18 protein-coding genes are annotated in these 24,410 nt (G+C 73.1%); 12 read left to right on the forward strand and 6 right to left on the reverse strand.

Features of this window, described 5'->3' with window-relative positions; all coding sequences use genetic code 11:
- Positions 1 to 162: 162 nt before the first annotated feature.
- From ACWC2T_RS07470 to ACWC2T_RS07500, 7 genes are all read left to right on the forward strand, one after another.
- Entirely contained in the window at positions 163 to 3,204 is a 3,042-nt protein-coding gene (locus ACWC2T_RS07470) for a protein kinase (RefSeq protein ID WP_450669456.1), read from the forward strand.
- Positions 3,205 to 3,353: 149 nt separating this feature from the next.
- Positions 3,354 to 5,171 carry a protein kinase domain-containing protein gene (locus tag ACWC2T_RS07475; RefSeq protein WP_450669457.1) on the forward strand — a complete coding sequence of 606 codons (1,818 nt, stop codon included), beginning with the start codon at positions 3,354 to 3,356 and terminating at the stop codon, positions 5,169 to 5,171.
- An 86-nt stretch (positions 5,172 to 5,257) separates the two neighbouring features.
- Positions 5,258 to 7,060: a protein kinase domain-containing protein gene (locus tag ACWC2T_RS07480; RefSeq protein ID WP_450669458.1), complete on the forward strand. Its 1,803-nt coding sequence runs from the start codon at positions 5,258 to 5,260 to the stop codon at positions 7,058 to 7,060.
- A 53-nt stretch (positions 7,061 to 7,113) separates the two neighbouring features.
- Positions 7,114 to 8,763: a serine/threonine-protein kinase gene (locus tag ACWC2T_RS07485; RefSeq protein ID WP_450669459.1), complete on the forward strand. Its 1,650-nt coding sequence runs from the start codon at positions 7,114 to 7,116 to the stop codon at positions 8,761 to 8,763.
- 288 nt (positions 8,764 to 9,051) lie between these two features.
- Positions 9,052 to 9,942, forward strand: coding sequence for a serine/threonine-protein kinase (locus tag ACWC2T_RS07490; RefSeq protein WP_450669460.1), 891 nt, complete (start codon positions 9,052 to 9,054; stop codon positions 9,940 to 9,942).
- A gap of 136 nt (positions 9,943 to 10,078) precedes the next feature.
- Positions 10,079 to 11,692, forward strand: coding sequence for a succinic semialdehyde dehydrogenase (locus ACWC2T_RS07495; RefSeq protein WP_450669461.1), 1,614 nt, complete (start codon positions 10,079 to 10,081; stop codon positions 11,690 to 11,692).
- Between the two features lie 67 nt (positions 11,693 to 11,759).
- The gene (locus tag ACWC2T_RS07500) at positions 11,760 to 13,565 is read left to right on the forward strand and encodes a GMC family oxidoreductase N-terminal domain-containing protein (protein WP_450669462.1); all 1,806 of its coding nucleotides are present in this window, start codon (positions 11,760 to 11,762) and stop codon (positions 13,563 to 13,565) included.
- A 107-nt stretch (positions 13,566 to 13,672) separates the two neighbouring features.
- Here ACWC2T_RS07500 and ACWC2T_RS07505 read toward each other — a convergent pair whose 3' ends face one another.
- Positions 13,673 to 14,710 (reverse strand): LAETG motif-containing sortase-dependent surface protein, encoded by a 1,038-nt coding sequence (locus ACWC2T_RS07505; protein WP_450669463.1) that lies wholly within the window; start codon positions 14,708 to 14,710, stop codon positions 13,673 to 13,675.
- 689 nt (positions 14,711 to 15,399) lie between these two features.
- Positions 15,400 to 15,678, reverse strand: a complete 279-nt coding sequence (locus ACWC2T_RS07510) for a chorismate mutase (protein WP_450669464.1) — start codon at positions 15,676 to 15,678, stop codon at positions 15,400 to 15,402.
- A gap of 280 nt (positions 15,679 to 15,958) precedes the next feature.
- On the opposite strand from ACWC2T_RS07510, the gene guaA reads away from it, so the two are divergent.
- Positions 15,959 to 17,539: a glutamine-hydrolyzing GMP synthase gene (guaA, locus tag ACWC2T_RS07515; protein WP_450669465.1), complete on the forward strand. Its 1,581-nt coding sequence runs from the start codon at positions 15,959 to 15,961 to the stop codon at positions 17,537 to 17,539.
- Positions 17,540 to 17,560: 21 nt separating this feature from the next.
- On the opposite strand, the gene ACWC2T_RS07520 is transcribed toward guaA, so the two are convergent.
- Complete coding sequence (locus ACWC2T_RS07520) at positions 17,561 to 18,025, reverse strand: pyridoxamine 5'-phosphate oxidase family protein (RefSeq protein ID WP_450669597.1); 465 nt, start codon at positions 18,023 to 18,025, stop codon at positions 17,561 to 17,563.
- Between the two features lie 149 nt (positions 18,026 to 18,174).
- On the opposite strand from ACWC2T_RS07520, the gene ACWC2T_RS07525 reads away from it, so the two are divergent.
- Complete coding sequence (locus ACWC2T_RS07525) at positions 18,175 to 18,969, forward strand: class II aldolase/adducin family protein (protein ID WP_450669466.1); 795 nt, start codon at positions 18,175 to 18,177, stop codon at positions 18,967 to 18,969.
- A gap of 56 nt (positions 18,970 to 19,025) precedes the next feature.
- On the opposite strand, the gene ACWC2T_RS07530 is transcribed toward ACWC2T_RS07525, so the two are convergent.
- Entirely contained in the window at positions 19,026 to 19,913 is an 888-nt protein-coding gene (locus tag ACWC2T_RS07530; protein WP_450669467.1) for a DUF4429 domain-containing protein, read from the reverse strand.
- A gap of 190 nt (positions 19,914 to 20,103) precedes the next feature.
- Between ACWC2T_RS07530 and ACWC2T_RS07535 the strand changes: the two genes are divergently transcribed.
- The 3 genes from ACWC2T_RS07535 to ACWC2T_RS07545 all read left to right on the forward strand — a co-directional run bounded on the left by ACWC2T_RS07535 (position 20,104) and on the right by ACWC2T_RS07545 (position 22,557).
- Positions 20,104 to 21,378, forward strand: a complete 1,275-nt coding sequence (locus tag ACWC2T_RS07535) for a hypothetical protein (protein ID WP_450669468.1) — start codon at positions 20,104 to 20,106, stop codon at positions 21,376 to 21,378.
- A gap of 22 nt (positions 21,379 to 21,400) precedes the next feature.
- The gene (locus ACWC2T_RS07540) at positions 21,401 to 21,880 is read left to right on the forward strand and encodes a hypothetical protein (protein WP_450669469.1); all 480 of its coding nucleotides are present in this window, start codon (positions 21,401 to 21,403) and stop codon (positions 21,878 to 21,880) included.
- 146 nt (positions 21,881 to 22,026) lie between these two features.
- Positions 22,027 to 22,557: a DoxX family membrane protein gene (locus ACWC2T_RS07545; protein WP_450669470.1), complete on the forward strand. Its 531-nt coding sequence runs from the start codon at positions 22,027 to 22,029 to the stop codon at positions 22,555 to 22,557.
- A gap of 90 nt (positions 22,558 to 22,647) precedes the next feature.
- On the opposite strand, the gene ACWC2T_RS07550 is transcribed toward ACWC2T_RS07545, so the two are convergent.
- Together ACWC2T_RS07550 and ACWC2T_RS07555 are read right to left on the reverse strand one after the other, a co-directional pair.
- Positions 22,648 to 22,857 carry a hypothetical protein gene (locus ACWC2T_RS07550; protein ID WP_450669471.1) on the reverse strand — a complete coding sequence of 70 codons (210 nt, stop codon included), beginning with the start codon at positions 22,855 to 22,857 and terminating at the stop codon, positions 22,648 to 22,650.
- Positions 22,844 to 24,298, reverse strand: a complete 1,455-nt coding sequence (locus ACWC2T_RS07555; protein WP_450669472.1) for a PspC domain-containing protein — start codon at positions 24,296 to 24,298, stop codon at positions 22,844 to 22,846. The genes ACWC2T_RS07550 and ACWC2T_RS07555 overlap by 14 nt, the downstream gene beginning before the upstream one ends.
- Positions 24,299 to 24,410 lie beyond the last annotated feature (112 nt).

A 24,410-nucleotide genomic window follows, 5' to 3' on the forward strand; every position in this document is an offset into this window, starting at 1 on the left:
GGCCGGGCGCCGGTTTGGGGCGTGAGAATCCGTCATCCACTCAATGCGGGTTGCCTCCGGCACGTATCGTGAATGGTTGCGGACCGTACGCAGCCGGAGGTGTGTGCGAAACGGGTCGTGAGGCGAACGGATGTGACCAACCGGGCGGCCGGGGGAGGCAGTGTGGACGACTACGCGGGTCGGGTGCTCGCCGACCGCTACCGCCTGCCGTTGCCGCCCTCCGACGCGTACGAACTCACCGAGACCCGCGCCTTCGACACCTACAGCGGCCAGGAAGTGCTCGTCCGGCAGGTGCCGTTGCCGGAGGTCGTCGAGGCCGAGGTGCTCGATGCGGAGGGACTGCCCGAGGGCTTCACCGCGCGTGAGCGCGGGAGTCGGCGGACGCCCGCGGACGCCCGCACCGCCACCCGGCGGCCCGCCGACCCGGCGGTACGGCGTGCCGTCGAGGCGGTGCAGGCCGCGGCCCGCATCCCCGACCATCCGCGCCTCGACCAGGTCTTCGACGTGTTCGCCGAGGGCGGTTCGCTGTGGATCGTCAGCGAGTTGGTGGCCGCGCGTCCGCTGGCCGCGCTGCTCGCCGAGCAGCCGCTGTCGCCGTACCGGGCGGCCGAGGTCGCGGCCGACGTGCTCATGGCACTCCGGGTGCTGCACGCCCATGGCTGGGTGCACCGCAACATCACCGCCCGCACGGTGCTCGTCTGCGAGGACGGCCGCGTGATGCTGACCGGCCTTGCCGTCGGCGCCGCGGAGGAGGCCCTGTGCGGGTACGACCCCGTGCCGCTCCAGGAAGGACCCGAAGAGCAGACCGCCGGGCGCACGGAGCCCGGCTCGGCCGCGCCGGGCGCCGCTGCTGGAGCCGCGGCTCGGGCTGCGGGCGGCTTGGGCGCTTCTGCGGCGGCGAGCGGTGATCAGGGCGTGTCTGCGGGGCATGCGAGTGGTGCCCTGGAGGTGCCTGCGGGGCAGGGCGGTGGCCTGGAGGTGGCTCCGGGGCCGGGCGGGCCGGGAGCGGGACTTGGCCCGCGCGGGGCTTCCTTCGTCAGGGCCCCTGGGGATTCCTCCGGTTCCGGCGACCGGCCGGGGGGTGCCGCCGGAGCGGGCGGAGTGCCTTCCGCGGACGTCGACCCCGAGGCCGCGCGCCGGGCCGCGATCCAGGCAAGGGCGGCCGGAGGGCTGCCGGTGCCGGGGGCGAACGGGGTGTCCGGCGGGACCGGTGCGCCCGGCCCGGCGGGGCAACGGCCCCTGGAGAACGGCGCGGACATCCGTGCCGCCCGCGCCGGGGCCATCGCCGCGTACCGCGCGGGTGCCCGGGCCGCCGCCCGGGTGCAGGAGGCCCGGCAGAGCGGGGGCGCCGCCCTGCCCGGCGCCCGGCCGCCCGCCGGGGACGACGCCGGTGCCACCCGGGCCGACGGCGCGCCGCAGCCGCCGTACTCCGGCGGTCCGGGCACCGCGACCCCGCCCGGACGGATCGCCGACCCCTACGGAGTGCAGGGCGCCCCCTGGCACGGCGCCTCCCCCCGCCCCGCTGCCGACGGCGCCTCCTCGGCCCTGAGCGGCGGCCCCCAGCGCCCGGGGCTCCCCCTGGCGAGCCTGGGCCAGGGACACCCGTCCGTCCCGGGGCAGGCTCCTGGCCCGGACCCCGCCACCGCCCCCCAGCGCCCGGGGCTCCCCTCGGGGAACTCGCGTCAGGAGCACCCGTCCGTCCCGGGGCAGGGACACCCGTCCGTCCCGGGGCAGACCCCTGCCTCGCCTTCGCGCGCCATCGGACCCGCTTCGCACGCCATTGGACCCGCCCAGCAGCACGGGGCGTACGCCACCGACGGCGCCCCCGAGCTCCTCCCCCCGCAAGCCCCCCACGCCCCCGCCCACCCCGGCACGCCCCCGCCGTCGTATGCCGCCGGAACCGACCCGGCCCGCCGCCACTGGAACGGCCCCCGCGAGGCCGGTGGCCGGTGGGGGCCCGGGAGCGCTCTGGCGGTTGAGCGGGCGCGGCAGGTGCGGATGACCGTCGTGGGGCCGGTGACCGAGCGGTGGGCGCCGGAGCAGGCCTATCCCGTGCACGAGAACTGGCAGCTGGCGGCGCCGATCGGGCCGGCGACCGACCTGTGGGCGCTGGGCGCGTTGCTGTTCCGGGCCGTGCAGGGACACGCGCCGTACCCGGAGGAGTCGACGGCCGAGCTGGTGCAGCTGGTCTGCGCCGAGCCGCCCGCCTTCGCCGAGGAGTGCGGCCCGCTCCGGCCGGTCGTCGAGTCGCTGCTGCGCCAGGACCCCACCGAGCGGCTGGACTTCGAGGAGCTGAACGGCTGGCTGCGCTCGCTGGTGCGCTCCGCGCCCGAGCCGGACGCCGGCACCCATGTCGTACCCGTGCCGCCCGCCGACCCGAGCCGGCTGCCGGTCGTGCGGCGCCGCGGCGAGCTGGTGCGGATGCGACGACGGCGCGCCGGACTGCCCGAGGTTCATCCGCACGGCCGGCACAAGCGCGCGCGGGCCCCGGAGGAGCCGCGTTCGCCGCGCAGCCTCGGCCGGACGCTGCTGGTGCTGATCCTGCTCCTGCTGGCCGGCGCGATCGCGTACGCGATGCTGTTCATGCCCAAGCAGGGGCAGAGCGGGGCCGCGGGCAGCGACCGCACCGGCAGCGCAGGCGAGGCCGCCCCCGCACCCTCGGCCACCCGTCGGCCCTCCCCGGAGCAGGGCGGCGGCCCCGCCGCGTCCGCGCCCGCCACCGAGCCACAGACCGGCGGCGATGCGTCCGTCGCCGGCGGCTTCACCCTGCGCAAGGATCCGGAGGGGTTCCAGGTCGCCGTCGCCGAGGGCTGGGACCGCACCCCGAAGAACGGCAGCGGCCAGGTGGTCTACGCGCACGGCAACTTCGAGCTGATCGTCGTACCCGGACGGGACAGCGCCTCGGCCTACGGCAGCGACCCGATGACCTACCAGCGCGACCGGGAGAGCGAGCTCCAGCCCTACCGCGACTCCAGCTGGGCCACGGCCACCGGCCTGAGGACCATCGAGGTGGGCGGGCGGACCATGGCCGAGGGGCAGTTCACCTGGACCGACGGCCAGGGCCGCGACCTGTTCGTGCGCAACATGGCGATCCTGCTGAACGGCCGTTACCACATCATCCAGGTCCGCGGCCCCGAGGCCCAGCGCGATCAGGTGACACAGCTCTACGAGCAGGCCACGGCGACGTACCGCTACACGGGTTGAGCGCCCCGTATACCGGCTGACCGATCCTGACCGATTCCGGTGGCCACAACCGTCACAGTGCTGTCACCTTGGGACCCCGCCCGTTCCCTGTTGGTCGACCGGTCCTTAGTCTGACCCTGTCAAGAGCATTGCGGGGCAACGTGAATCAGATGCAGGGCCTGCTCATAGCGGGCCGCTACCGGCTCGCCGATTCCATCGGCAGCGGCGGCATGGGCCGGGTGTGGCGCGCCCACGACGAGGTGCTGCACCGGACGGTCGCCGTCAAGGAGTTGACCGCGGCGCTCTACGTCTCCGACAGCGACCGGGCGGTGCTGCTCGCCCGGACCCGGGCAGAGGCCCGCGCCGCCGCGCGCATCAACCACTCCGCCGTCGTCACCGTGCACGACGTCCTCGAACACGACGGCCGTCCCTGGATCGTCATGGAGCTGGTCGAGGGCAACTCGCTGGCCGACGCGGTCAAGGAGCGCGGACGGGTGGAGACCAGGGAGGCCGCCCGGATCGGGCTGTGGGTGCTGCGGGCGCTGCGCGCCGCGCACTCCGCCGGAGTGCTGCACCGGGACGTCAAGCCCGGCAACGTCCTGCTCGGCCGGGACGGCCGGGTGCTGCTCACCGACTTCGGCATCGCCCAGATCGAGGGCGACTCCACCATCACCCGCACCGGCGAGGTCGTCGGCTCGGTCGACTACCTCGCGCCCGAGCGGGTGCGTGGCAACGATCCCGGCCCGGCCTCGGACCTGTGGGCGCTCGGCGCCACCTTGTACACGGCGGTCGAGGGCCGTTCGCCGTTCCGCCGCACCTCACCGCTGAACACCATGCAGGCGGTCGTGGAGGAGGAGGCCGACGAGCCGCGCCACGCCGGCGCGCTCGGCCCCGTCATAGCCGCCCTGCTGCGCAAGGAACCCGAGCGCCGGCCGAGCGCGGAGGAGGCGGAGCAGATGCTCGCCGAGGCCGCGGAGGGCCGCCGCCCGCACACCGCCCAGGCGTTCATCCCGACCCAGGGCTCGGGCGTGCACACCGGTGGGCCGAGCACCTCGGGCCACGGCTCCGGCCCGACTCCATCCGGTTACGGCCCCACCGGAACCACCCCGGGCTACGACGGAACCCCGGGCTACGACGGAACCCCGGTCCACGGCGGAACCACCCCGGGCTACGACCCCACGGGAACCACGTCCGGCTTCGGCTCCACGGCAACCGCCCCCGGCGGCCACGGCGCCGGAGCACCGACGGCCCCGGGCCGTTCCATGACCGGGCCGACGGCCGTCGCGCCCACGCCGCAGGGCCCGGCGCCCGCACGGCCCCGCCCGCGCCGCCGACTGCGCACCCTCGCCCTCGTCGTCGCCGCCGCGGCCGTGCTCGGCGGTGGCGCCGCGGTGGCCTTCCAGCAGTGGCACGGCAGCGGGCAGAACACCGGCTCGAGCGGAGGCGCGGGCCCGGCCAAGGACTCGCCCTCCGCGAGCGACAGCGCCACGCCGGGCGGTGCCGGAACCGTGCCCGCCGACTGGCAGGTCCAGCACGACCCGCTCGGTTTCAGCCTCTCCCTGCCCAAGGGCTGGAAGCGGACGGTCTACGAGCTCAAGGGCGGCCTCAAGCAGATCGACTACAGCCCCGACGGCGGCCATCACTTCGTCCGCATCGCCATCAACAGCTCGCCCGACTTCGCCGACGCCTACCAGCACCAGGTGGATCTGGAACAGCAGTTGCAGCGACTGGTCGACTACAAGCGCGTGACCCTGAAGCAGAACATCTACCGCGACCGCAGCGGTTCGCTGTGGGAGTACACCTGGTACGCGCTGAAGAAGGACGCGCCGCACGTCCCCGGTCCGCGACATGCGATCGAGGAGACGTACTACGCGCGTTCCGGCACCGAGTACGCCATCTACATGTCCACGCCGGAGCAGGACTGGGCGAAGACCAGCAAGCAGTTCAAGTGGGTGCTCCAGGGCTGGCAGGAGCCCAACGGAGGCTGATACGGCCGAAAACCGCTGGTCGATCGGCCCGGCTTGGCCGATCGGCGCCCCGGAGCGTGCGGGTCCGGTGAGGCATGATGGGGCGCATGGGGACCGAGGGCGCCGACTTCCGGGTGATCGCGGGCCGTTACCGTCTGGAGGCACGCATCGGGCGCGGCGGCATGGGCGTCGTGTGGCGGGCCGTGGACCAGGTGCTGGGCCGGCGCGTCGCGGTCAAGGAACTCCTCCCGGACGACTCCCTCGCCGAGGGCGACGCGCGGCGCCGCCGGGACCGTACGTTCCGCGAGGCACGGGCGGTTGCCCAGCTGCGGCATCCGCACATCATCGTCGTGCACGACGTGGTGGAGCAGGACGAACGCCCCTACCTGGTCATGGAGTTGGTCGACGGCGGCTCGCTCGCCGACCGCATCTCCCGGCAGGGCCCGGTCGACGCCGTCGAGGCCGCGCGGATCGGCGTCGCCCTGCTCAGCGCGGTGCGCACCGCGCACGAGGCGGGCGTGCTGCACCGGGACATCAAGCCCGCGAACGTGCTGATCGAGTCGGACACCGGCAGGGTCGTGCTGACCGACTTCGGCATCGCGCAGGTCGCGGGCGCCACCACGCTCACCGAGACCGGTTCCTTCGTCGGCTCGCCCGAATACACCGCGCCGGAACGGATGTCGGGGCTGCGCACCGGCCCGGAGTCCGACCTGTGGTCGCTGGGCGCGCTGCTGTGCACGGTGCTCAGCGGCGAGTCCCCGTTCCGGCGCGACTCGCTCGGCGGCATCCTGCACGCCGTCGTCGCCGCCGAGATCCGGCCTCCCGCCGAGGCGGAGCCGCTGCTGCCGGTCGTACGGGGGCTGTTGGAACGGGATCCCGACCGGCGGCTCGGCGCGGCCGAGGCCGAGCAGATGCTGCGGACGTTCCTGGAGACGGGCCGGACCCCGGAGGCACCGGACGCCTCCTCCGGCCCCACCGCCACCGGCCGCGTGCACCGGATCGGCGTGGGCAGGCCACCGAGGCCGGGTGCGGCGAAGTCCGGTACGGCGGGGGGACGCCCGGCACGGTCCGGTGCGACCGGGGGGCGTACGGCGAAGTCCGCCGCGGCGGGGCGGAGTGCGCCGGGGGGCGCCGTGCCGTACACGCCGACCCAGCGGGACCTTCCGCACGGCGGGCCTCAGCCGTCCGCCGCGGCCGGTCCGCCGGCCGAGCCCCAGGCCCGGCCACCCTCCACGCGCGGGGTGCTGGTCGCGGCCCTGCTGATCGCCGCGCTGGCCGGGGCCGGCGTCTCAGCGGCGGCACTGCTGCTGCACCGGGACGGGGGCGGGGGAGGCGGCAGCCCCGGCGGTACGGCGACCTCCCCGGCGACCGGTGCCGGTACCGGCGCGACCTCGCCGCCGCCCCCCACTACCTCCCGCCCGACGGCCAGCGGCTCGGGCTCGGGCTCGGCCGGCCCGCGCACCGCGCCCTCCGGTTACCGCACGGCCCGGGACCCGGCCGGCTTCTCCCTTGCCGTACCGCAGGACTTCACCCGCAGCCAGCAGGACGAGCGCGTCTTCTACCTCTCGCCCGGCGACACCTTCCGCCTCGGCGTCAAGGTCGCCGATCCCCAACCGGGCGGCCCGCAGGCCGTGATGAACCGTTCGGCCGCCAAGGGCCCCTCCACCAACCCCGGTTACCACGACGGCCGGGTCACCGCCGCCACGCACGACGGACACCCGGCGGCGCTCTGGGAGTTCAGCTGGAACGGCTTCAGCGCGGCGGAGGGCCCGCGCCACACCTACGACCTGTGCTGGGAGGAGGCCGGGCGGATGTACGACGTGTGGGTGTCGGCGCCGGTCGGCAAGGTGCGGGAGGCGCGGGAGTACTTCGACGTGGCCGTGGACACCTTCTCGGTCACGGGTTCGTGACCGGTTCGCCCTCCCTGTGGCTGTGGGCGCGCAGGGCGCGGTATGGATGATGCATGAGCAGTGACGGGGGAGTCGGGCACGGGACCGACGACACGACGAGTTTTGTTCTGCAACCGCCGCAGCCGCAGCCGCAGCCGCAGCCGCACGCGCAGCCGCACGCGAACGCGCAGCCGCAGCCCGTCCCGCCCCGGCAGCCGGAGGCGGGCGCCGGGCGGCTCGTCGCCGGCCGGTACCGGCTGCTGGGCAGGCTGGGCCATGGCGGAATGGGGACCGTGTGGCGGGCCCAGGACGAGACGGTGGACCGGGAGGTCGCCGTCAAGGAGCCACGCGTACCGGACCACCTTCCCGAACGGGAACGCGCCAACGCCTTCGAACGCATGCGTCGCGAGGCCCGCGCGGCGGCCCGGCTGGACCACCCGGCGGTGGTGAACGTCCACGACGTCGCGCTCGTCGAGGGCAGGCCCTGGATCGTGATGGAGCTGGTGCGCGGCCGCAGCCTCGGCGACGTGCTGCGCGAGGGCACCCTGGACGCGCGCGAGGCCGCCCGGATCGGCCTGCAGGTGCTCGGCGCGCTGGAGGCGGCGCACGCGGCGGGCGTGCTGCACCGGGACGTCAAGCCCGACAACGTGCTGCTCGGCCGGTACGACCGGGTGGTCCTCACGGATTTCGGGATCGCGCAGATCGAGGGCGACACGCGGCTCACGGACACCGGCGGCTTCGTCGGCTCCCCCGAGTACATCGCGCCGGAGCGGGTGCTGGGGCAGCGGCCCGGCCCGGCGAGCGACCTGTGGTCCCTGGGCGTGCTGCTCTACACGGCCATCGAGGGTGTCTCGCCGTTCCGCCGCAGCAACACCCCGGCCACCCTCCAGTCGGTCCTCAACTCCACCCCGGCCGCCCCCGCGTCCGCCTCCGGCCCGCTGGCCGAGGTCATCGACGGGCTGCTCCACAAGGACCCCGCGCACCGGCCGCAGGCGGACCGGGTACGGGCGCTGCTGGAGGAGGCGGCCCGGCCCCCGGCGCCGCCGATACCCATCCAGACCACCCAGCCCGCCCAGGTGGTCGCCCCCGCCACGCCGGTCGGACGGCGCCTCGGCCGCAGGACCTGGCTCGGTGCGGGCGCGGCGCTGGCCGTGGCCGCGGTGGTGGCGTATCTGGTGCTCGCCGACCCGTTCGCCGGCCCGCTGCCCGACGGCTGGGCCCGGCGCGCGGCCCCGAAGCTGGGCGCCACCCTCGCCGCCCCGCAGAGCTACCAGGTGGTCAGGCCCGCCAAGGACGACGCCGACCAGAACTGGGTGACGTACGAGGACTGGAGCGGCGGCATCTGGATCACGCTGGACCTGGCCAGGAAGTCGCAGGACTCCCTGAACCAGATCAAGAACAGCGCGCGGTCCCAGATGTACGCCGACGACGAGAAGTTCCGCAGCGACGGCGACTTCAGCCTGCAGATGCCCGGCGGCGCGAGGACCCGCCCGGACGACACCGCGACCTACCACGGCAAGGAGGCCGCGAAGAACACCATCGTCTACACGACCAACGACAGCCAGAACCCCCGCCCCCGCGAACTCCAGGTCTTCTACTACCGGACGAGCGGCGGCGACCTGTACAAGCTCTCCGTCGGCTACCCGGGCAAGGGCGACTTCACGGTCCGCGGCCGGGACGTGGCCAGGGCGGCGATCGCGAACCTGGACATCAAGAACCTCTGACCCCTCCGCCCGCTCGGGCGCCGAGGTGGACCTGGTGGTACCGGCCCACTTCGCCGGGGCCGGCGCGCTGGAGGTACGGAAGGCGCGACACGGCTTCACCCTGCACCGATGGGCCGCCTGACCGACCTGACGCTCCGGCCGGACGCGGTGCTGGACGGCCTGGGTGCCGCCTCGGCCGACCTGGGCGTCTTCCTGGACCGGATCTGCCGTGTCCCGCCTCGGCCGGTGCCGGCTGGTCGGGCGGGCTCCGCTTCGACAAGGGTGTGGTGCTCGCGGTACTCATGTGACATGAGTGGAGACGGCGAACACCCGCCCGACGCACATCAGATCACCGGCGCACGTCTGATCGGTGGCCGCTACCGGCTGGCCGGACGCCTCGGTTCCGGGCCCTCCGGAACCGTCTGGCGGGCCCTGGACGAACAGGAGCCGGGCCGCCGGGTCGCCGTCAAGGAGCCGCTGCTGCCCCGCCATCCGGCCGACGACGAGGACAGCCGCCGTATCGCCCACCGGCTCCACCAGGAGGCCCGCGCGGCGGCCAGGGTGCGCCATCCCTCCGCCGTCACGGTGTACGACGTCGTCACCGAGGGCCAAGTCCCCTGGATCGTCATGGAGTTGGTGGCGGGCGAGTCGCTGCAGGAGGCGCTGCGGCGCGGCCCCCTCCCGCCCGGCGAGGCCGTCCGCATCGGGCTCGCCGTCCTCGGCGCCCTGCGTGCCGCCCACGCCGTCGGCATCGTGCACCGGGACCTCAAGCCGGCCAACGTCCTGCTGGAGTCCGGCACCGGGCGGGTGGTCGTCACCGACTTCGCGACCGGCGCCGGGCACCCCGAGGACGCGCCCGCCGGTTTCGTCGCCCCGGAGCGTGCCGCGGGCCCCGGGGCCGGCCCGGCCTCCGACCTGTGGTCCCTCGGCGCCCTGCTCCGCGCCGCCCTCGCGGACACGGACCCCGGCCCGCTGGCCCCGCTGCTGGACCGGCTGCACGCCGCCGAACCCGAGGCCCGCCCGGATGCGGAGGAGGTCACCGCGGCCCTGCAGGAGTACCTCGGGCTCACACCCGTACCGGAGACGGCGCCCGAAGCCGCACCCGAGCCCCCTTCGCCGCCCCCAGCCGTCGACCCCCCGCGCCGCACTCCGCGGACCGCGCTGGGACTCCTCCTCGCCAGAAAAGCCGGGTTCGAATGATCCTTCTGCCCGCCGCCCTGCCAACGCGCTGATCAGCACATTCGCTGCCAGTGAGCACTGGCGCTGTGCGAGCACTCGGTGAATCCCCGTTACCGACGGGTACACAAAGGCTGCGTCGCGGCATACCCTGCGCGTCATGACGGACACGCAGGCCCCGGACAGCACCGGCACCAACCCGCTCGCGCCCGCCCCCGAGGGCGCCCGCACCGCCGCCGACGTGGTCACCCCGGAACTGGTGGCCCAGCTCACCAAGGGCGTCGTCGGTTCCGGCCGTACCGCCAACCACACCCCGTTCACCGGCGAGAAGCTGGCCGACCTGCCCGAGTCCACCCCCGAGGACGTACAGCAGGCCTTCGAGGCCGCCCGCGCCGCACAGGCCGTGTGGGAGAAGAGCCCGGTACGGCAGCGGGCCGCCGTCCTGCTCCGCTTCCACGACCTGGTGCTGCAGCGGCAGGCCGAGGTGCTCGACCTGATCCAGCTGGAGACGGGCAAGGCCCGGCTGCACGCGCACGAGGAGGTGCAGGCCGTCGCCGTCGCGGCCCGCCACTACGGCCGCAAGGCCCCCGCCTACCTCAGGCCCAAGCGGCACACCGGCGCCGTCCCCACGCTCACGAAGGTCACCGAACTGCGCCACCCGCGCGGCGTCGTCGGCCAGATCGCCCCCTGGAACTACCCCCTGGAGCTGTCCGTCGGCGACGCGCTGCCCGCCTTCGTCGCCGGCAACGCCGTGGTGATGAAGCCGGACACCGAGACCTGCCTCACCGCCCTGTGGGCGCGTGACCTGCTCATCGAGGCCGGCCTGCCCGAGGGCGTCTTCCAGGTCGTCCTCGGCGAGGGCCCGGTCGTCGGCCCCGAGGTCGTCCGGAACGCCGACTACGTCTCCTTCACCGGCTCCACCCGCACAGGGCGCGAGGTCGCCCAGGGCGCCGCCGCCCGCCTGGTCGGCGTGTCCCTCGAACTCGGCGGCAAGAACGCCATGCTGGTCCTCGACGACGCCGACATCGAGAAGGCTGCCGCCGGCGCCGTACGGGCCTGCTTCTCCTCCGCCGGACAGCTCTGCATCTCCATCGAGCGGCTCTACGTCCATGAATCGGTCGCCGACGCCTTCCTGGAGCGCTTCGCCGCCCGCACCCGCGCCATGCGGCTCGGCAACTCCCTCGCCTATGGCGCCGACATGGGCTCGCTGGTCGGCGAACGCCAGCTCAAGACCGTCGAGCGGCATGTGGAGGAGGCCGTCGCCAAGGGCGCGAAGGTGCTCGCGGGCGGGGTCGCCCGCCCGGACATCGGCCCGTACTTCTTCGAGCCGACCATCCTCGACGGCGTCGAGGACTCCATGTCCGTGTGCGAGGAGGAGACCTTCGGCCCGGTCGTCTCGGTCTACCGTTTCCAGACCGACGACGAGGCGATCGAGCGCGCCAACGCCACGCCGTACGGCCTGAACTCCTCCGTCTGGACGAAGAACGCCGCGCGCGGCCGGGACGTCGCCGCCCGCCTGCGCACCGGCACGGTCAACGTCAACGAGGGCTACGCACCCGCCTACGGCAGCGTCCAGTCCCCGATGGGCGGCATGAAGGACTCCGGCCTCGGCCGCCGCCACGGCTCCGAGGGCATCCTCAAGTACACGGAGGCCCAGACGGTGGCCCAGCAGCGGTTGCTGCCGATGGCGCCCTCGCTGGGCATGACGGACGAGGCGTACGCCCGCTTCATGAGCACGAGTCTGCGCCTGATGAAGACATTCCGGTTCCGCTAGAAGCAGCTGGAAGTCCCGAGCCCGCCAACCCCGTTCGCAAAACCCCCGTTCTCGACGAGGAGAGCACGTGTCGCAGGAGAAGTCTGTCCAGACCCGGGACGAGGACGGGTACGACTACGACGTCATCGTGGTCGGATCGGGGTTCGGCGGCTCGGTGTCCGCCCTCCGTCTGACCGAGAAGGGATACCGGGTCGGTGTGCTGGAAGCCGGCCGCCGCTTCACCCGCGACGCGTTGCCCAGGAACTCCTGGGACCTGAAGAACTACCTCTGGGCCCCCAGGCTCGGCATGTTCGGCATCCAGCGCATCCACCTGCTCGGCAACGTCATGGTGCTGGCCGGCGCAGGTGTTGGCGGCGGCTCGCTCAACTACGCCAACACCCTCTACGTACCGCCGAAGCCCTTCTTCGACGACCCTCAGTGGCGGGACATCACCGACTGGCAGGAGGAGTTGAAGCCGTACTACGACCAGGCCCAGCGCATGCTCGGCGTGCGGCTCAACCCGACGATGACCCCCTCCGACGTCCATCTGAAGGCGGCGGCGCAGCGGATGGGCGTCGGCGACACCTTCCACCTCGCGCCGGTCGGCGTGTTCTTCGGCGACGGCAAGGACGCGGACGGCAAGGCGAAGGCGCGGCCCGGCGAGCAGGTGAACGACCCTTACTTCGGCGGCGCCGGTCCGTCCCGCAACGCCTGCACCGAGTGCGGCGAGTGCATGACCGGCTGCCGGCACGGCGCGAAGAACACCCTCAACGAGAACTACCTCTATCTCGCCGAGAAGGCCGGCGCGGTGGTCCACCCCATGACGACGGTCGTGTCCGTCACGGACGACTCACGGGGCGGGTACGCGGTGGCGACCCTGCCGACGGACCGGAAGAAGAAGGGCGAGGGCCGCCTCTTCACCGCGCGCCGGGTCGTCCTCGCGGCCGGCACCTACGGCACGCAGACCCTCCTGCACCGGATGAAGGCCGGCGGCCAGCTGCCGTACCTCTCCGCCCGGCTCGGCGACCTGACCCGCACCAACTCCGAGGCGCTGGTGGGCGCGCAGACCGACAACCGCCGCTATCGCCGGGCGACCGGCGAGCCGCGGGCCGACTTCACCCGGGGCGTGGCGATCACGTCCTCGATCCACCCCGACGAGAACACCCACATCGAGCCGGTCCGCTACGGCAAGGGCTCCAACTCGATGGGCGGCCTGTCCATCCTCCAGGTCCCCTACGCCGAGGGCTCCTCGCGCGCGCTGGCCTGGCTGGCGAACGCGGCCCGGCATCCGGTCCTGGTCCTGCGCTCCCTGTCCAACCGGCGCTGGTCCGAGCGGACCATCATCGGCCTGGTGATGCAGTCGCTGGACAACTCCCTGACGACGTACCTGAAACCGGACGGAGTCGGCAAGGGCCTGCTCACCGCCCGCCAGGGCCACGGGGCCCCCAACCCCAAGCAGATCAAGGCCGCCACGGAGGCCGCCTCCGCGCTCGCCGCCGAGATCAACGGCTTCGCGGGCAGCAACGTCGGCGAACTGATGGGCACCCCGCTCACCGCGCACTTCCTCGGCGGCTGTCCGATCGGCGACTCCGCGGAGACCGGCGTGCTCGACCCCTACCACCGCCTCTACGGCCATCCCGGCATCTCGGTCGTGGACGGCGCCGCGGTCTCGGCGAACCTGGGCGTGAACCCCTCGCTGACGATCACCGCGCAGGCCGAGCGCGCGATGTCCTTCTGGCCGAACAAGGGCGAGGAGGACCCGCGTCCGGCGCAGGGCGCGGGGTACGAGCGGCTGAAGCCGGTGGAGCCGCAGGCCCCGGCGGTTCCCGCGGAGGCGTTCGGCGCGCTGCGCCTGCCGTTCCTGGGGGTGCCGGCGGTACCGCCGAAGGAGTAGGGCGGTACCGCGCGAAGAAGCGGCGCGGGTATGCCGAAAGGGGCCTGCACCCCCCTCCTGGCGCAGGCCCCTTCGGTTGTGCGACCGCGCTGTGCGCGGCTGCCGCGCTACGCGGCTGCGTCCGAACCGGCGTCCTTGCGGCGGCGGACGGCGAACACCGCTCCGGCGCCGAGGACGACGGCGACACCGCCGACGAGACCGATGGTCGGCAGCATGGAGCTGGAACCGGTCTCGGCGAGCGAGCCGGTGACGTCCTGGGTGTTGCTCTTGCTCGGCTTCTGGGTGGGAACCGGGACCTGGCCGCCCTCCTGGGGCTTCGTCCCACCGGTGTCGGTACCGGCCTTGACGATCTTGATCAGGTACGCGGCCTGGTCCGAGCCGATGCAGTTCTTCTCGTCGTCGAAGTACATCCCGCCGCCGATGGTCAGGCCCTCGCCGACCGGCGCGTTGGCCTTGACGTTCAGCCGGAGCTGGTAGTCGACGGTCTGGCCGGCCTTGATGTCGCTGAGGTCGAGGTAGCCGTTGGAGTGTCCGGCGCCGTCCTCGACGTCGTACCAGGCTCCGTCGTACTTCACCTGGAGCTGGACCTGGCTGGTCTTGAAGGCGTACTGGGCGTTCGGGTCGCTCGGACCGACACCCGCGTAGAAGATGACGTCCTTGAGGTTGCTCGACGTCGGGTTCTTGACGCCGAGCGTGAAGGGGTGCCAGCCGCTGCCCACGGCGATCTCGCCGGGCAGGCCGCTGAGCGAGGCGTGGATCTTGGACTTGTAGCCGGCGTCGTCCTGCTCGCAGATGCCGGTCGGCGCGGTCGGCTCGCCGCTGGGCTCGGCGCTCTCGCTGGGCCCGGTGGACGCTGACGCGGACGCGGATGCCGACTCCGAGGCGGACGCCGACGTGCTCGCGCTCGCCGAACCGGAGGCCGAGTCGGAGGCGGACGGGCTGTCCGACGGCTTGTCGGCGGGCGAGCTCTGGTCGGAGGCGGGGCTGGTGCTCGGGTCGGCCGCAGGAGTCGTCTCGGTCGCGGCCGGGCTGCTCACCGAGGAGCTCGGGGAGTCGTCGGCGAACGCGGCGGGGGCACAGACGAGAGCGAGCGGCGCGAGGGCGGCCGTCGCGGCCGCGGTCATCATGGCGCGGCGAAGCTTCATCGAGGACCTCATGTGGGCTCGCGTGCTGCCGGGCGGCAGCACGTGGTCGGAGGCCTGCGTGTGTGGGGCACGGGCATGGCCGTTGGTTGCACAGGTGAGACCCGTGACCTGTGAGGAGGGTTGTGCGTCGGCCGACGGGAGGTTGCTGTGAAGTGGCTCACATTCGTCGGGGTATTTCGTCGGCGCATTTCGTCGGGGCATGACGAAGGGCCCCGCGGGACGGAGAGACCGCGGGGCCCTTCTTCTGGTCAGCACCGGCGTCAGGGCAGCGCCGGTGCCTGGGGCGGCGCCGGGGGGTTGCGCCGCTGGTTCATGGCCCCGGCCTCGGCCGTGTCATCGGCGGGCCGGGCCTGACGGTGTGCGGGAATGCCGTTTCCGTGCCGTTGTCTGCGCGGGGACCTGGGGCTTCTGCGTGCAATGTTTGTTCTTCGCATGCTTGCTTTCCGCCGGTCGGCTCCGGGCGTCCCCGGAGCCGACCGTTCTCTTGGGTGACCGGGCTGCTGTCCCCTGCCGTCCGGTCACTTCCCTGGGGCGAGGTCCCACGGCGTACGGCACGACCCGTACGCCTCATCGCCCCAGCGAGCCACGCGTGGTTCTGTCGGGCCCGCCCCTGGCTGGCACGGACACCCGGCTCAACGAAGCGCCGCGCGAGCCGGTCACGCGCCGTACGGGTGAGACGTCGTTCGAACTCAGATACGGCCCCGGCACAGTTCGAGCAGGGTCATGGCGAGGCCGGTGCCCGGCTTGCCGAGGGCCTCGCGGTAGCGGCCGAGGATCTCCATCTCACGGGAGAGGTGCACCCGGCGCCCGCCGGAGGCGATGCGAGTCTGCTGGACGACGGCGGAGACGGCCATCCGCTCCTGGATGAGACCGATGATCCGGTCGTCGAGCACGTCGATGCGCTCACGGGCGTCGGCGATGGTCTGCTCCGGGGCCGAGGTGGTCTCTTCCGGGGTGGTGGTGGTCATGTCGGGGCTCCTGGTGAGGTGACTGGACGCCCCGGAACGGCAGGACCCGAAAACGACAGACGCCCCGGGCCTTGTCGGCCCGGGGCGCCTGGGAAGTCGCTTGGCGTTCGCTCAAGCAGCACGACCATGGCAGCCGGCGGGCCGGTTGCCATAGGTAAAGAGGAAGGTCGAGTGCGTGAGCATGGGTGCAGTATGCCACGGCTCCTTCCGGAGAGGGTCCCCGGCCGCCCCCGTTAGAATCGGAACCACAGACCCCCGCCCCACCGCCGGAAGGCACATCGTGTCATCAGCGACCCCCGCTGCCGCCGCCCCCGACACCGTCCTGGTCGTCGACTTCGGCGCGCAGTACGCCCAGCTCATCGCCCGTCGCGTCCGCGAGGCCCGGGTCTACAGCGAGATCGTCCCGAGCACCATGCCGGTGGAGGAGATGCTCGCCAAGAACCCCGCGGCGATCATCCTGTCCGGAGGCCCGTCCTCGGTGTACGAGGCGGGTGCCCCGCGCCTCGACCGCGCGATCTTCGAGGCCGGCGTCCCCGTCTTCGGCATGTGCTACGGCTTCCAGCTGATGGCACAGTCCCTCGGCGGCACCGTCGACAACACCGGCGCCCGCGAGTACGGCCGTACCGACCTGCACGTCTCCAGGACGTCCTCCACCCTCTTCGAGGGCACCCCGGACGAGCAGCACGTGTGGATGTCGCACGGCGACGCCTGCTCCGCCGCCCCCGAGGGCTTCACGGTCACCGCGTCCACGGACGTCGTCCCGGTCGCCGCCTTCGAGAACGACGAGAAGAAGCTCTACGGCGTCCAGTACCACCCCGAGGTCATGCACTCCACGCACGGCCAGCAGGTACTGGAGCACTTCCTGTACCGCGGCGCCGGCCTGAAGCCGAACTGGACGACCGGCAACGTGATCGAGGAGCAGGTCGCCGCGATCCGCGAGCAGGTCGGCGACAAGCGTGCGATCTGCGGCCTGTCCGGCGGTGTGGACTCCGCCGTCGCCGCCGCCCTCGTCGCCCGCGCCATCGGCGACCAGCTGACCTGCGTGTACGTCGACCACGGCCTGATGCGCAAGGGCGAGACCGAGCAGGTCGAGAAGGACTTCGTGGCCGCGACCGGCGTCAAGCTGGTCGTCGTGGACGCCGAGGAGCGCTTCCTGACCGCGCTCAAGGGCGTCACCGACCCCGAGGAGAAGCGCAAGATCATCGGCCGCGAGTTCATCCGCGTCTTCGAGCAGGCGCAGGCCGACATCATCGCCGACGAGGGCCCGGCCGTGGAGTTCCTGGTCCAGGGCACCCTGTACCCGGACGTGGTCGAGTCCGGCGGCGGCACCGGCACCGCCAACATCAAGTCGCACCACAACGTCGGCGGCCTGCCCGAGGACCTTGAGTTCAAGCTGGTCGAGCCGCTGCGCAAGCTGTTCAAGGACGAGGTCCGCATGGTCGGCCAGGAGCTCGGCCTGCCGGACGAGATCGTCCAGCGCCAGCCGTTCCCGGGCCCCGGCCTCGGCATCCGGATCGTCGGTGAGGTGACGAAGGAGCGGCTCGACCTGCTCCGCGACGCCGACGCCATCGCCCGCGAGGAGCTGACCGCGGCCGGCCTCGACCGGGACATCTGGCAGTGCCCGGTGGTGCTGCTCGCCGACGTCCGCTCCGTCGGCGTCCAGGGCGACGGCCGCACCTACGGCCACCCGATCGTGCTGCGCCCGGTGTCCTCCGAGGACGCCATGACCGCCGACTGGTCCCGGCTGCCGTACGACGTCCTGGCCCGCATCTCGACCCGGATCACCAACGAGGTCCGGGACGTCAACCGCGTCGTCCTCGACGTGACCTCGAAGCCGCCGGGCACCATCGAGTGGGAGTGATCCCCACGGTCCCCACGGCCCCTATGTGCGCTTGATCGTGCGCACGGGCTCACCGGGCGTCCAGACCTGGACGACCAGATACCGGTCGTCCTCGACGTAGGTCCGTACGACCTCCGTCAGCTCGGTACGGAAGAGGTGGAACGGCTCCGGCGGTTCCACCTCTTTCGCGTAAGCCGCCTTCCCCTCGCCCCCGACCTCGTACGCCCGCCCCGCGATCCGTACGTCCCCGCCGCCCATCCCGGTGTCCTCGCCCGGGTTCGCCTGGAGCGCGAAGCGCGCATCGCGCCGCAGGTCGAGGGCCTTTCGCGAGCCCGCCATCATGCCGAGCCACAGCTCGCCGCCGCGGAAGTCGGCCTCCAGGCCACAGGTGCGCGGCGAGCCGTCCCGGCGGAGGGTGGCGAGGACATGGTGGCGGAAGGCCCGGAACCGCTGTTCGACGGTCGTCGCCAGCTCGGGCTCGGCGGAGACGAAGGCCGCCCAGTTCATCCGTGTCATACGCGCCAGTCTCACCGGCAAACCAGACACCTTCTGTCGGGTATCCGCCGCGTACGTCATCTTTACAAAACAGCTCTGCCCTTTTGCGCTGACCGGCGGTAACTTCCGGCTCGAAGAGCAATCCCAGCGCTGGAGGACCTATGCACGGGCCCACCCCGCCCCTGCCGCTGCCCACCGACCAGCTGCGCTTCGCCATGCCGCCGATGTTCGACTCGGTGGAGGACGAGCGCAGGCACCGCAAGGAGCGGCTCGCCGGCGCCCTGCGGATCTTCGGGCGGGCCGGGCTCGAGGACGGGGTCTCCGGGCACATCACCGCCCGCGACCCGGAGTTCTCCGACTGCTTCTGGGTCAACCCGTTCGGGATGCCGTTCAAGCACGTCACCGTCGGCGATCTCGTCCTCGTCAACCAGGACGGGCAGGTCGTCGAGGGCCGCTACCACGTCAACCAGGCCGCGTTCACCGTGCACGCCCAGGTCCACGCCGCCCGCCCCGACGTCGTCGCCGTCGCCCACTGCCACTCCGTGTACGGCCGCGCCCTCGCTGCGCTCGGCGAACTGATCGACCCCATCACCCAGGAGAGCTGCGCCTTCTACGAGGACGTGGCCCTGTACGACGCCTACACCGGCGTCACCGTCGACGTCGAGGAAGGCCGCCGGATCGCCGAGGCCCTCGGCTCCCGCAAGGCACTCGTACTGCGCAACCACGGCACGCTCACCGTCGGCGACTCGGTGGACGCCGCCGCCTGGTGGTTCCTGTCCATGGAGCGGTCCTGCCAGGTGCAGCTGACGGCGAAGGCGGCCGGCCGCCCGGTCCTCATCGACCACAAACTGGCCGTCGCCACCCGCGAACAGCTCGGCGGCGACCTGGTGGCCTGGATCAACTACCAGCCCCTGTGGCAGGACATCAGCCGCAGCGAGCCGGACCTGCTCAGCTGAACCCGCCGGACCTGCTCAGCTGAACCCGCCGGGCACGCTCAGCCGAACGGGCATGCTCAGCCGAAGCCCCTCAGCACGGCGGCCTTGGTCCTCGCGAACTCCTCGTCCGTGAGCACCCCGTCCCGGTGCAGTTCCCCCAACTCCCGCAGCCGGCGCAGCAGTACGTCATGGTGGTCGGCCCGCCCCGGTACGGCCGAGCGCTGCCGGCCCCGGTCGTCGAAGGCGCCGCCCGTGCGGGTGGAGGGATGCGGCAGGCGGGCGGTGACGGCCGTCGCGACCAGCGCGGTCAGCAGATCGCGCCGCACGCTGCCCCACAGGTCCAGGGTGTAGGGGTCCCGCTCGGGCGGCAGCTTGGAGAACACCGTCTCCGGGGTCACGAACCGCAGAAACCCGTCCTCGTACCCGGAGTTGGGCAGCCACTCCACCTGCACCAGGTCGCCGAGGGCGATGATCCGCGGGCCGGTCGCGCGTTTGACCCGGTCGGAGGTGTCGGCCCAGTCGATGCGCACCTGTGTGCCGTCGAAGGAGACCGTGCCGTCGGAGGACCGCACGGACACCGGCACCGGCGGGCCCGGCAGCAGATAGGCGGTCGTGGGCTCCTTGGGGATCCGGTCGAGGAGCAGGGCGTGCCGGATCTCCTCGGCGACGTACTCCGCGACCCCGCCGCGGTCCGCGTCCACCGTCAGCCGGTAGGGGTCGGCCGGGTCCGGCAGCCGCCCGCCCGTCGCCTGTAGCAGTGGGTCGGCGCCCTCGCGCAGCCGCATCCTCAGCCGGCCCCGCTTGCGCTCGGGTTCGTAGACCACGTCCGAGACCGCCGCCAGTGGCACGGAGACCTCCCCGTACGTCTGCCGGAACAGCGGAACGCAGCGGTGCAGTCCGGGGGTGATCCGGATCGTGCTGCCGTCGAACGCCCAGGACCCGTCCCGCTGGATGATCTCGGCCATACGGGAATTCTCGCAGCCGGGTCAACACGGCGGCTCGTACTTCACCCGCCGTGACCCGGTCCGAGGGTCCCGGACGGTCCGGCGTACGGCACAATTCGCTGTCGATGCAAGGGACTTGCGCGGCGGTGAGGCCTTCCCCGGGGGGCCCGCCGGCCGCGCCGGAAGGTCGTGGGGAAGGCGGGCGCCGGTCGTGGCGGTGCAGGAGGCGAGACAGGGCACTGGTGCCGGGCACGAGGGCGGCTGCGCCTGCGGGGACTGTCCGCACGGCGCCCGGGAGGGACACCGGCGGGCCGTCGCCGCGTTCCTGCGCCGGCGGGACGAGTTCGCGGCCGGGCAGGGCCTGCCGGTGGCCGTGGCCCACTCGGCCTCGGCCTCCCGCCAGTGGGTCTCCGAGGAACTGACCCAGAGGGCGGAGGCCGTCGCCGAACGCGGCCGCACCGAGGGCGAGGCCTGGCTGGCCCGGCTGTGGCTGCGCACGGTCTGCATCGTGTGGGGCGCGGTGCTCGCGCTGCTGCTCGGCGAGGCGCTCACCGCGGTCGGCGCGGGCTGGACCGGCGCCCGCACCGCGGCCCTGACCGCCGCGCTCGTCGTCGCCGGTGTGCTCAGCGCGGCCTCCTGGCTGCACCGGGCGCGCGGCGGGGCGCTGGCACCGGTGATCGGCGAGGACAACCGGATGTCCACCTCCCGTACGGTCGCCGCCTGCTGGGTGCTCTTCGTCGGCTACGCCGTCCTGCTGCTGGCCGCCCGGCTGGCCGCCGCCTCCGACCACACCGAACGCGACGCGCTGATCTCGGGCCTCGACCTCGAGCGTGGCGCTGGCGTGGTGACCGTCCTCGCCGTGGTGTGCGGCATCGCCGTCCTGGTCCGCCGGGTGGTGGGCCTGCGCATCCTGGCGCAGCGGCTGCAGAAGGTGCCGGCGCACCGGCCGCGCGCCGCCGACCTGCTCACCGACGACTCCGGCCGGGGCGCCTTCACCGACATCCAGTACGTCGCCATCAGCGCCGTCGCCCTGCTGTTCGCCGCCGTCCGGCTGGCCCGCCGCCCCGCCCAGCTGCCCGACCTGCCTTGGGGGCTGGGCATGGTCGTGCTGATCTCGGCCGTGACCTACCTCGCCGGCAAGTACGCCGAGGGCGGCCGCCCGGTCGTGCTCTCCGTCGTCCGCGCCCGGGAACCCGGCGACCTGGACGGGCCGATCCGCACTGGCGACGACATCGAGATCCGCGGCGCCGGTTTCGTACCGCCCGGCGCGCAGAGCGCCGACCGGCTCTCGCGCATGGTGGTCCGCATCGGCAGTGTCGACGTGCATGTCCCGCTGGTCCCCGTCACCGGCGGCTTCAGCAACCCCACCGACAGCGTCCTGACCGTGCCCGTACCCGCCGATGTCGAGCCCGGCGCGGTGGAGGTGCAGGTGGTCACCGCGGCCGGGGTGGCGACCAACCGCTGTATCGTCCAGGTGACGGAGTGAGCGGCGGGGGAGCGGCGGACCGATGAGCGAGAACGTCCTGTCGGTTATATCGACCGACCCGCACTGGCAGCCCCCACCGGACGCCGGGAACCATGCCGCGGCCCTCGTCCTGGAACTGGTCTCCGCCTCGACCGACGGCACCGAGGCCGATCCCGACGACGTCGAGCTGGACGTCGACCGGCACGATGCGATCGCCGCCGACGACGGCGGCCAGAACCTGATGCGCATCGGCTGCCCGCACTGCGGCGCCTCCGTGGACCGCGAGTGGTGCGCGGACCTGCTGGAGAAACACAAGGCCCTCCTGCCCACCCTCGACATCACCACCCCCTGCTGCACCACCGAAACCTCCCTGGACCGGCTGGACTACGACTGGCCGTGCGGGTTCGCCCGCTTCGAGATCGCCGCCTGGAATCCGCGGCGCCATCTGCTCACGCCCGAGGAACTGACCACCGCCGGCCGGGTACCCGGCCACCCGGTGCGACAGATCCTGGCCCGCATCTGAGCGGAGCCCGACGGCCCCGCCCGGCCTCCTCGCACGAGGGGCCGAAATCCGGAAAAACATCCGGGTTGGGATTGAACTGCTCCTCCTTGTCGTACGTATGGTCAAAGTGAGGGGGCGGCACTGCGGGCGAGAGGCGGTCGGCGACGATGACTCACGGCATGCGGACGGACACGCACATGAACCGGCTGAACGGCCCGGGCGGCTGGCGGGACACCGCCGCCCACTACGCCCTGCTGCCGCTGCGCGTCTTCCTCGGCGTCACCTTCATCTACGCCAGCCTGGACAAGCTCACCAGTAGTTCCTTCCTGAAGTCCGGCGGCGCCGGGTCCATCGGCGACACCATGCGCTCGGCCCGAGACTCCGCCGCCATCCCGGCCTTGGTCGACCTGGCCCTGAAGGCCCCGGTCGGCTTCGGCTACGCCATCGCCCTCGGTGAACTGGCCGTCGGCATCGGCACCCTGCTCGGTCTGCTCGCCCGGCTGGCGGCGCTCGGCGGCGCGCTGATCTCGTTCAGCCTGTGGATGACGGTCAGCTGGTCGACGACCCCCTACTACTACGGCAACGATCTCGCCTACTTCATGGCCTGGATCCCCCTGATCCTCGCCGGCGCCCCCTATCTCTCCGTGGACTCGGTCTGGCGAGCCCGCCGCCGACAGCGACTGGGCGGCTACCGCTAGCCGACACCGGACCCTACCGACGGCCGGACCCCCCGACGGCCGGGCACCCACCGCCGCCCGGACCCCCGGAGGCCCGCTGGACCTCGGCCGTCAGCCGCTCTCGGCGTCGCCCCGTCTCCGTATGCCCCGGGCAACAGCCGCCGTGGCACCGGCGAGGAACAGACCCCCCACGATCAGCGGCACGACCGCGAACCACGGCGTCTCCCACAGGCCGACCGCGTCTCCCGCGAAGACCGCACCGGTGGCGGTGAGGAAGAGACCGGCGACCAGCCTCCCGGGCTGGAACTCATGACGCAGCACGATCGACCTCCACCTGTCCCACACCGACCTTCAGCGTGAGGTCCAGCGTGCCCGTGTCCTTGGCGCCCTTGGCCGGCGCCAGCGTCACGTTCTTGAGCCTGCGCGGCTGCACGTCCACGTCCTTCCTGCTGTCCCCGGGCAACCGGATGTCTCCGACGCCCACCTCGATGTTCATCCGCACGGTCGCGTCCGCCGGCACGATCACCTTCAGCTGCCCCGCGCCCACGTGGGCGTCCGTCGCGACCGTCCGCCCCTTGCCCGGACGCACCTGGCTCAGGTCCAGCGTGCCGCGCCCGGTGCCGAGGTCGTATGCCGGCCGTACCTGGGCCGTCGCGGCGGGCGTCCAGGAGGTGTCTCTCCAGCGGGTGGTGATGTCCTTGGGCATGGCCGCCGCCCCGGCGAGCAGCGCCGCCGTGACGATCGCCAGGAAGACCGTCCCGGCTCCTGTGCGGCCCAGGAACGCGCTGATCGTGATACCCAGGCCGAAGACCGCCAAGGCGCATGCCAGACCGGTCTGCAGACTGGTGCCCAGCGGGTGGGTGTCCCAGGTGAGCCCTGTACCCAGGCCGCCCGCCACCAGGGCGAGCAGGAACACCCAGCCGCCGATCCAGCGGGGGCCGCGCGGTCTGGGGGGCGCGCTCGGCTGCGGCTGCTGCAGGGCACCGGGATGTGTCCAGGGAGTGGCGATGCCGACGTCGAGCACCGAGGTGAGGTCCCGATTGCGGGCGTCGCCGGGCCCCCACAGATAGCCGGTGCCGCCGACATGGCTGCCGTCCTTGACGATCGGGTCCCGCCACCACGAGGGGTAGATCGCGACGACCGGCGGTGCTTGTGCCTCCGGCGGCGCGTCGGCGGCGGCCTGGGCGGCGAGCGGGTCGGGGTCGGTGGCGCCGCGGCGCCGCGACCAGTACCCGGCGCCCGCCAGCAGCAGCGAGAGCACCACGGCGAAGGCCAGCACCCCGCCGTTTCTCAGCATGGTCAGGAAGACACCGCAGCCGACCAGGGCGAACAGCACGGCGGCGAGCGCCTGGCCGTCGACCCGGCCCGTCAGCAGCTTGCGGACCTCGTTCTCCTCCTCGTCCTCGTACGGCACCAGCAGCCAGGCGAAGCCGTAGAAGATGAGGCCGATGCCGCCGGTCGCGGACAGCACGGCGAGGGTGATCCGGAAGACCACCGGGTCCATGTCGGTGTGCCCGCCGAGGCCCGCGCACACGCCCGCGATCATCTTGTGCCCGCGGTCGCGCCGGAACCGCTCGGGGGCTCCGGCGACGGGCTGCTCCTGATCCTGCTGCTGTGCGCCGGCGTGCGTATCGGCGCCGGCTCCGGCCGCTCCCGTCTTCTGCGTCGCGGCGGGCGCGGCATCCGTCGGTCCGGTGCCCGGGGCCGGGCGCGGGCCGGTGCCGGGTCCCGGACCCGTCGCGGCGTGCTCGTGATCCGTCATGCGTCCATGGTGACGGCCCGGCCGCCGCCGCGGCAGTCGGGACGACCCTGGCCGAACCCTGAAATCGGCCCTGACACGAGGTGGGGAACCGTTCGAGCCGCCCGCGGCCGGC

This window comes from Streptomyces sp. NPDC001393, from assembly GCF_053597455.1.

Bases quoted from the DNA above. Each gene is read 5' to 3' on its own strand.
- ACWC2T_RS07475 (WP_450669457.1), top strand. From the start codon at position 3,354: ATGCAGGGCCTGCTCATAGCGGGCCGCTACCGGCTCGCCGATTCCATC.
- ACWC2T_RS07480 (WP_450669458.1), top strand. From the start codon at position 5,258: ATGGGGACCGAGGGCGCCGACTTCCGGGTGATCGCGGGCCGTTACCGT.
- ACWC2T_RS07485 (WP_450669459.1), top strand. From the start codon at position 7,114: ATGAGCAGTGACGGGGGAGTCGGGCACGGGACCGACGACACGACGAGT.
- ACWC2T_RS07490 (WP_450669460.1), top strand. From the start codon at position 9,052: ATGAGTGGAGACGGCGAACACCCGCCCGACGCACATCAGATCACCGGC.
- ACWC2T_RS07495 (WP_450669461.1), top strand. From the start codon at position 10,079: ATGACGGACACGCAGGCCCCGGACAGCACCGGCACCAACCCGCTCGCG.
- ACWC2T_RS07505 (WP_450669463.1), bottom strand. From the start codon at position 14,710: ATGAAGCTTCGCCGCGCCATGATGACCGCGGCCGCGACGGCCGCCCTC.
- ACWC2T_RS07510 (WP_450669464.1), bottom strand. From the start codon at position 15,678: ATGACCACCACCACCCCGGAAGAGACCACCTCGGCCCCGGAGCAGACC.
- ACWC2T_RS07520 (WP_450669597.1), bottom strand. From the start codon at position 18,025: ATGAACTGGGCGGCCTTCGTCTCCGCCGAGCCCGAGCTGGCGACGACC.
- ACWC2T_RS07525 (WP_450669466.1), top strand. From the start codon at position 18,175: ATGCACGGGCCCACCCCGCCCCTGCCGCTGCCCACCGACCAGCTGCGC.
- ACWC2T_RS07530 (WP_450669467.1), bottom strand. From the start codon at position 19,913: ATGGCCGAGATCATCCAGCGGGACGGGTCCTGGGCGTTCGACGGCAGC.
- ACWC2T_RS07540 (WP_450669469.1), top strand. From the start codon at position 21,401: ATGAGCGAGAACGTCCTGTCGGTTATATCGACCGACCCGCACTGGCAG.
- ACWC2T_RS07545 (WP_450669470.1), top strand. From the start codon at position 22,027: ATGACTCACGGCATGCGGACGGACACGCACATGAACCGGCTGAACGGC.
- ACWC2T_RS07555 (WP_450669472.1), bottom strand. From the start codon at position 24,298: ATGACGGATCACGAGCACGCCGCGACGGGTCCGGGACCCGGCACCGGC.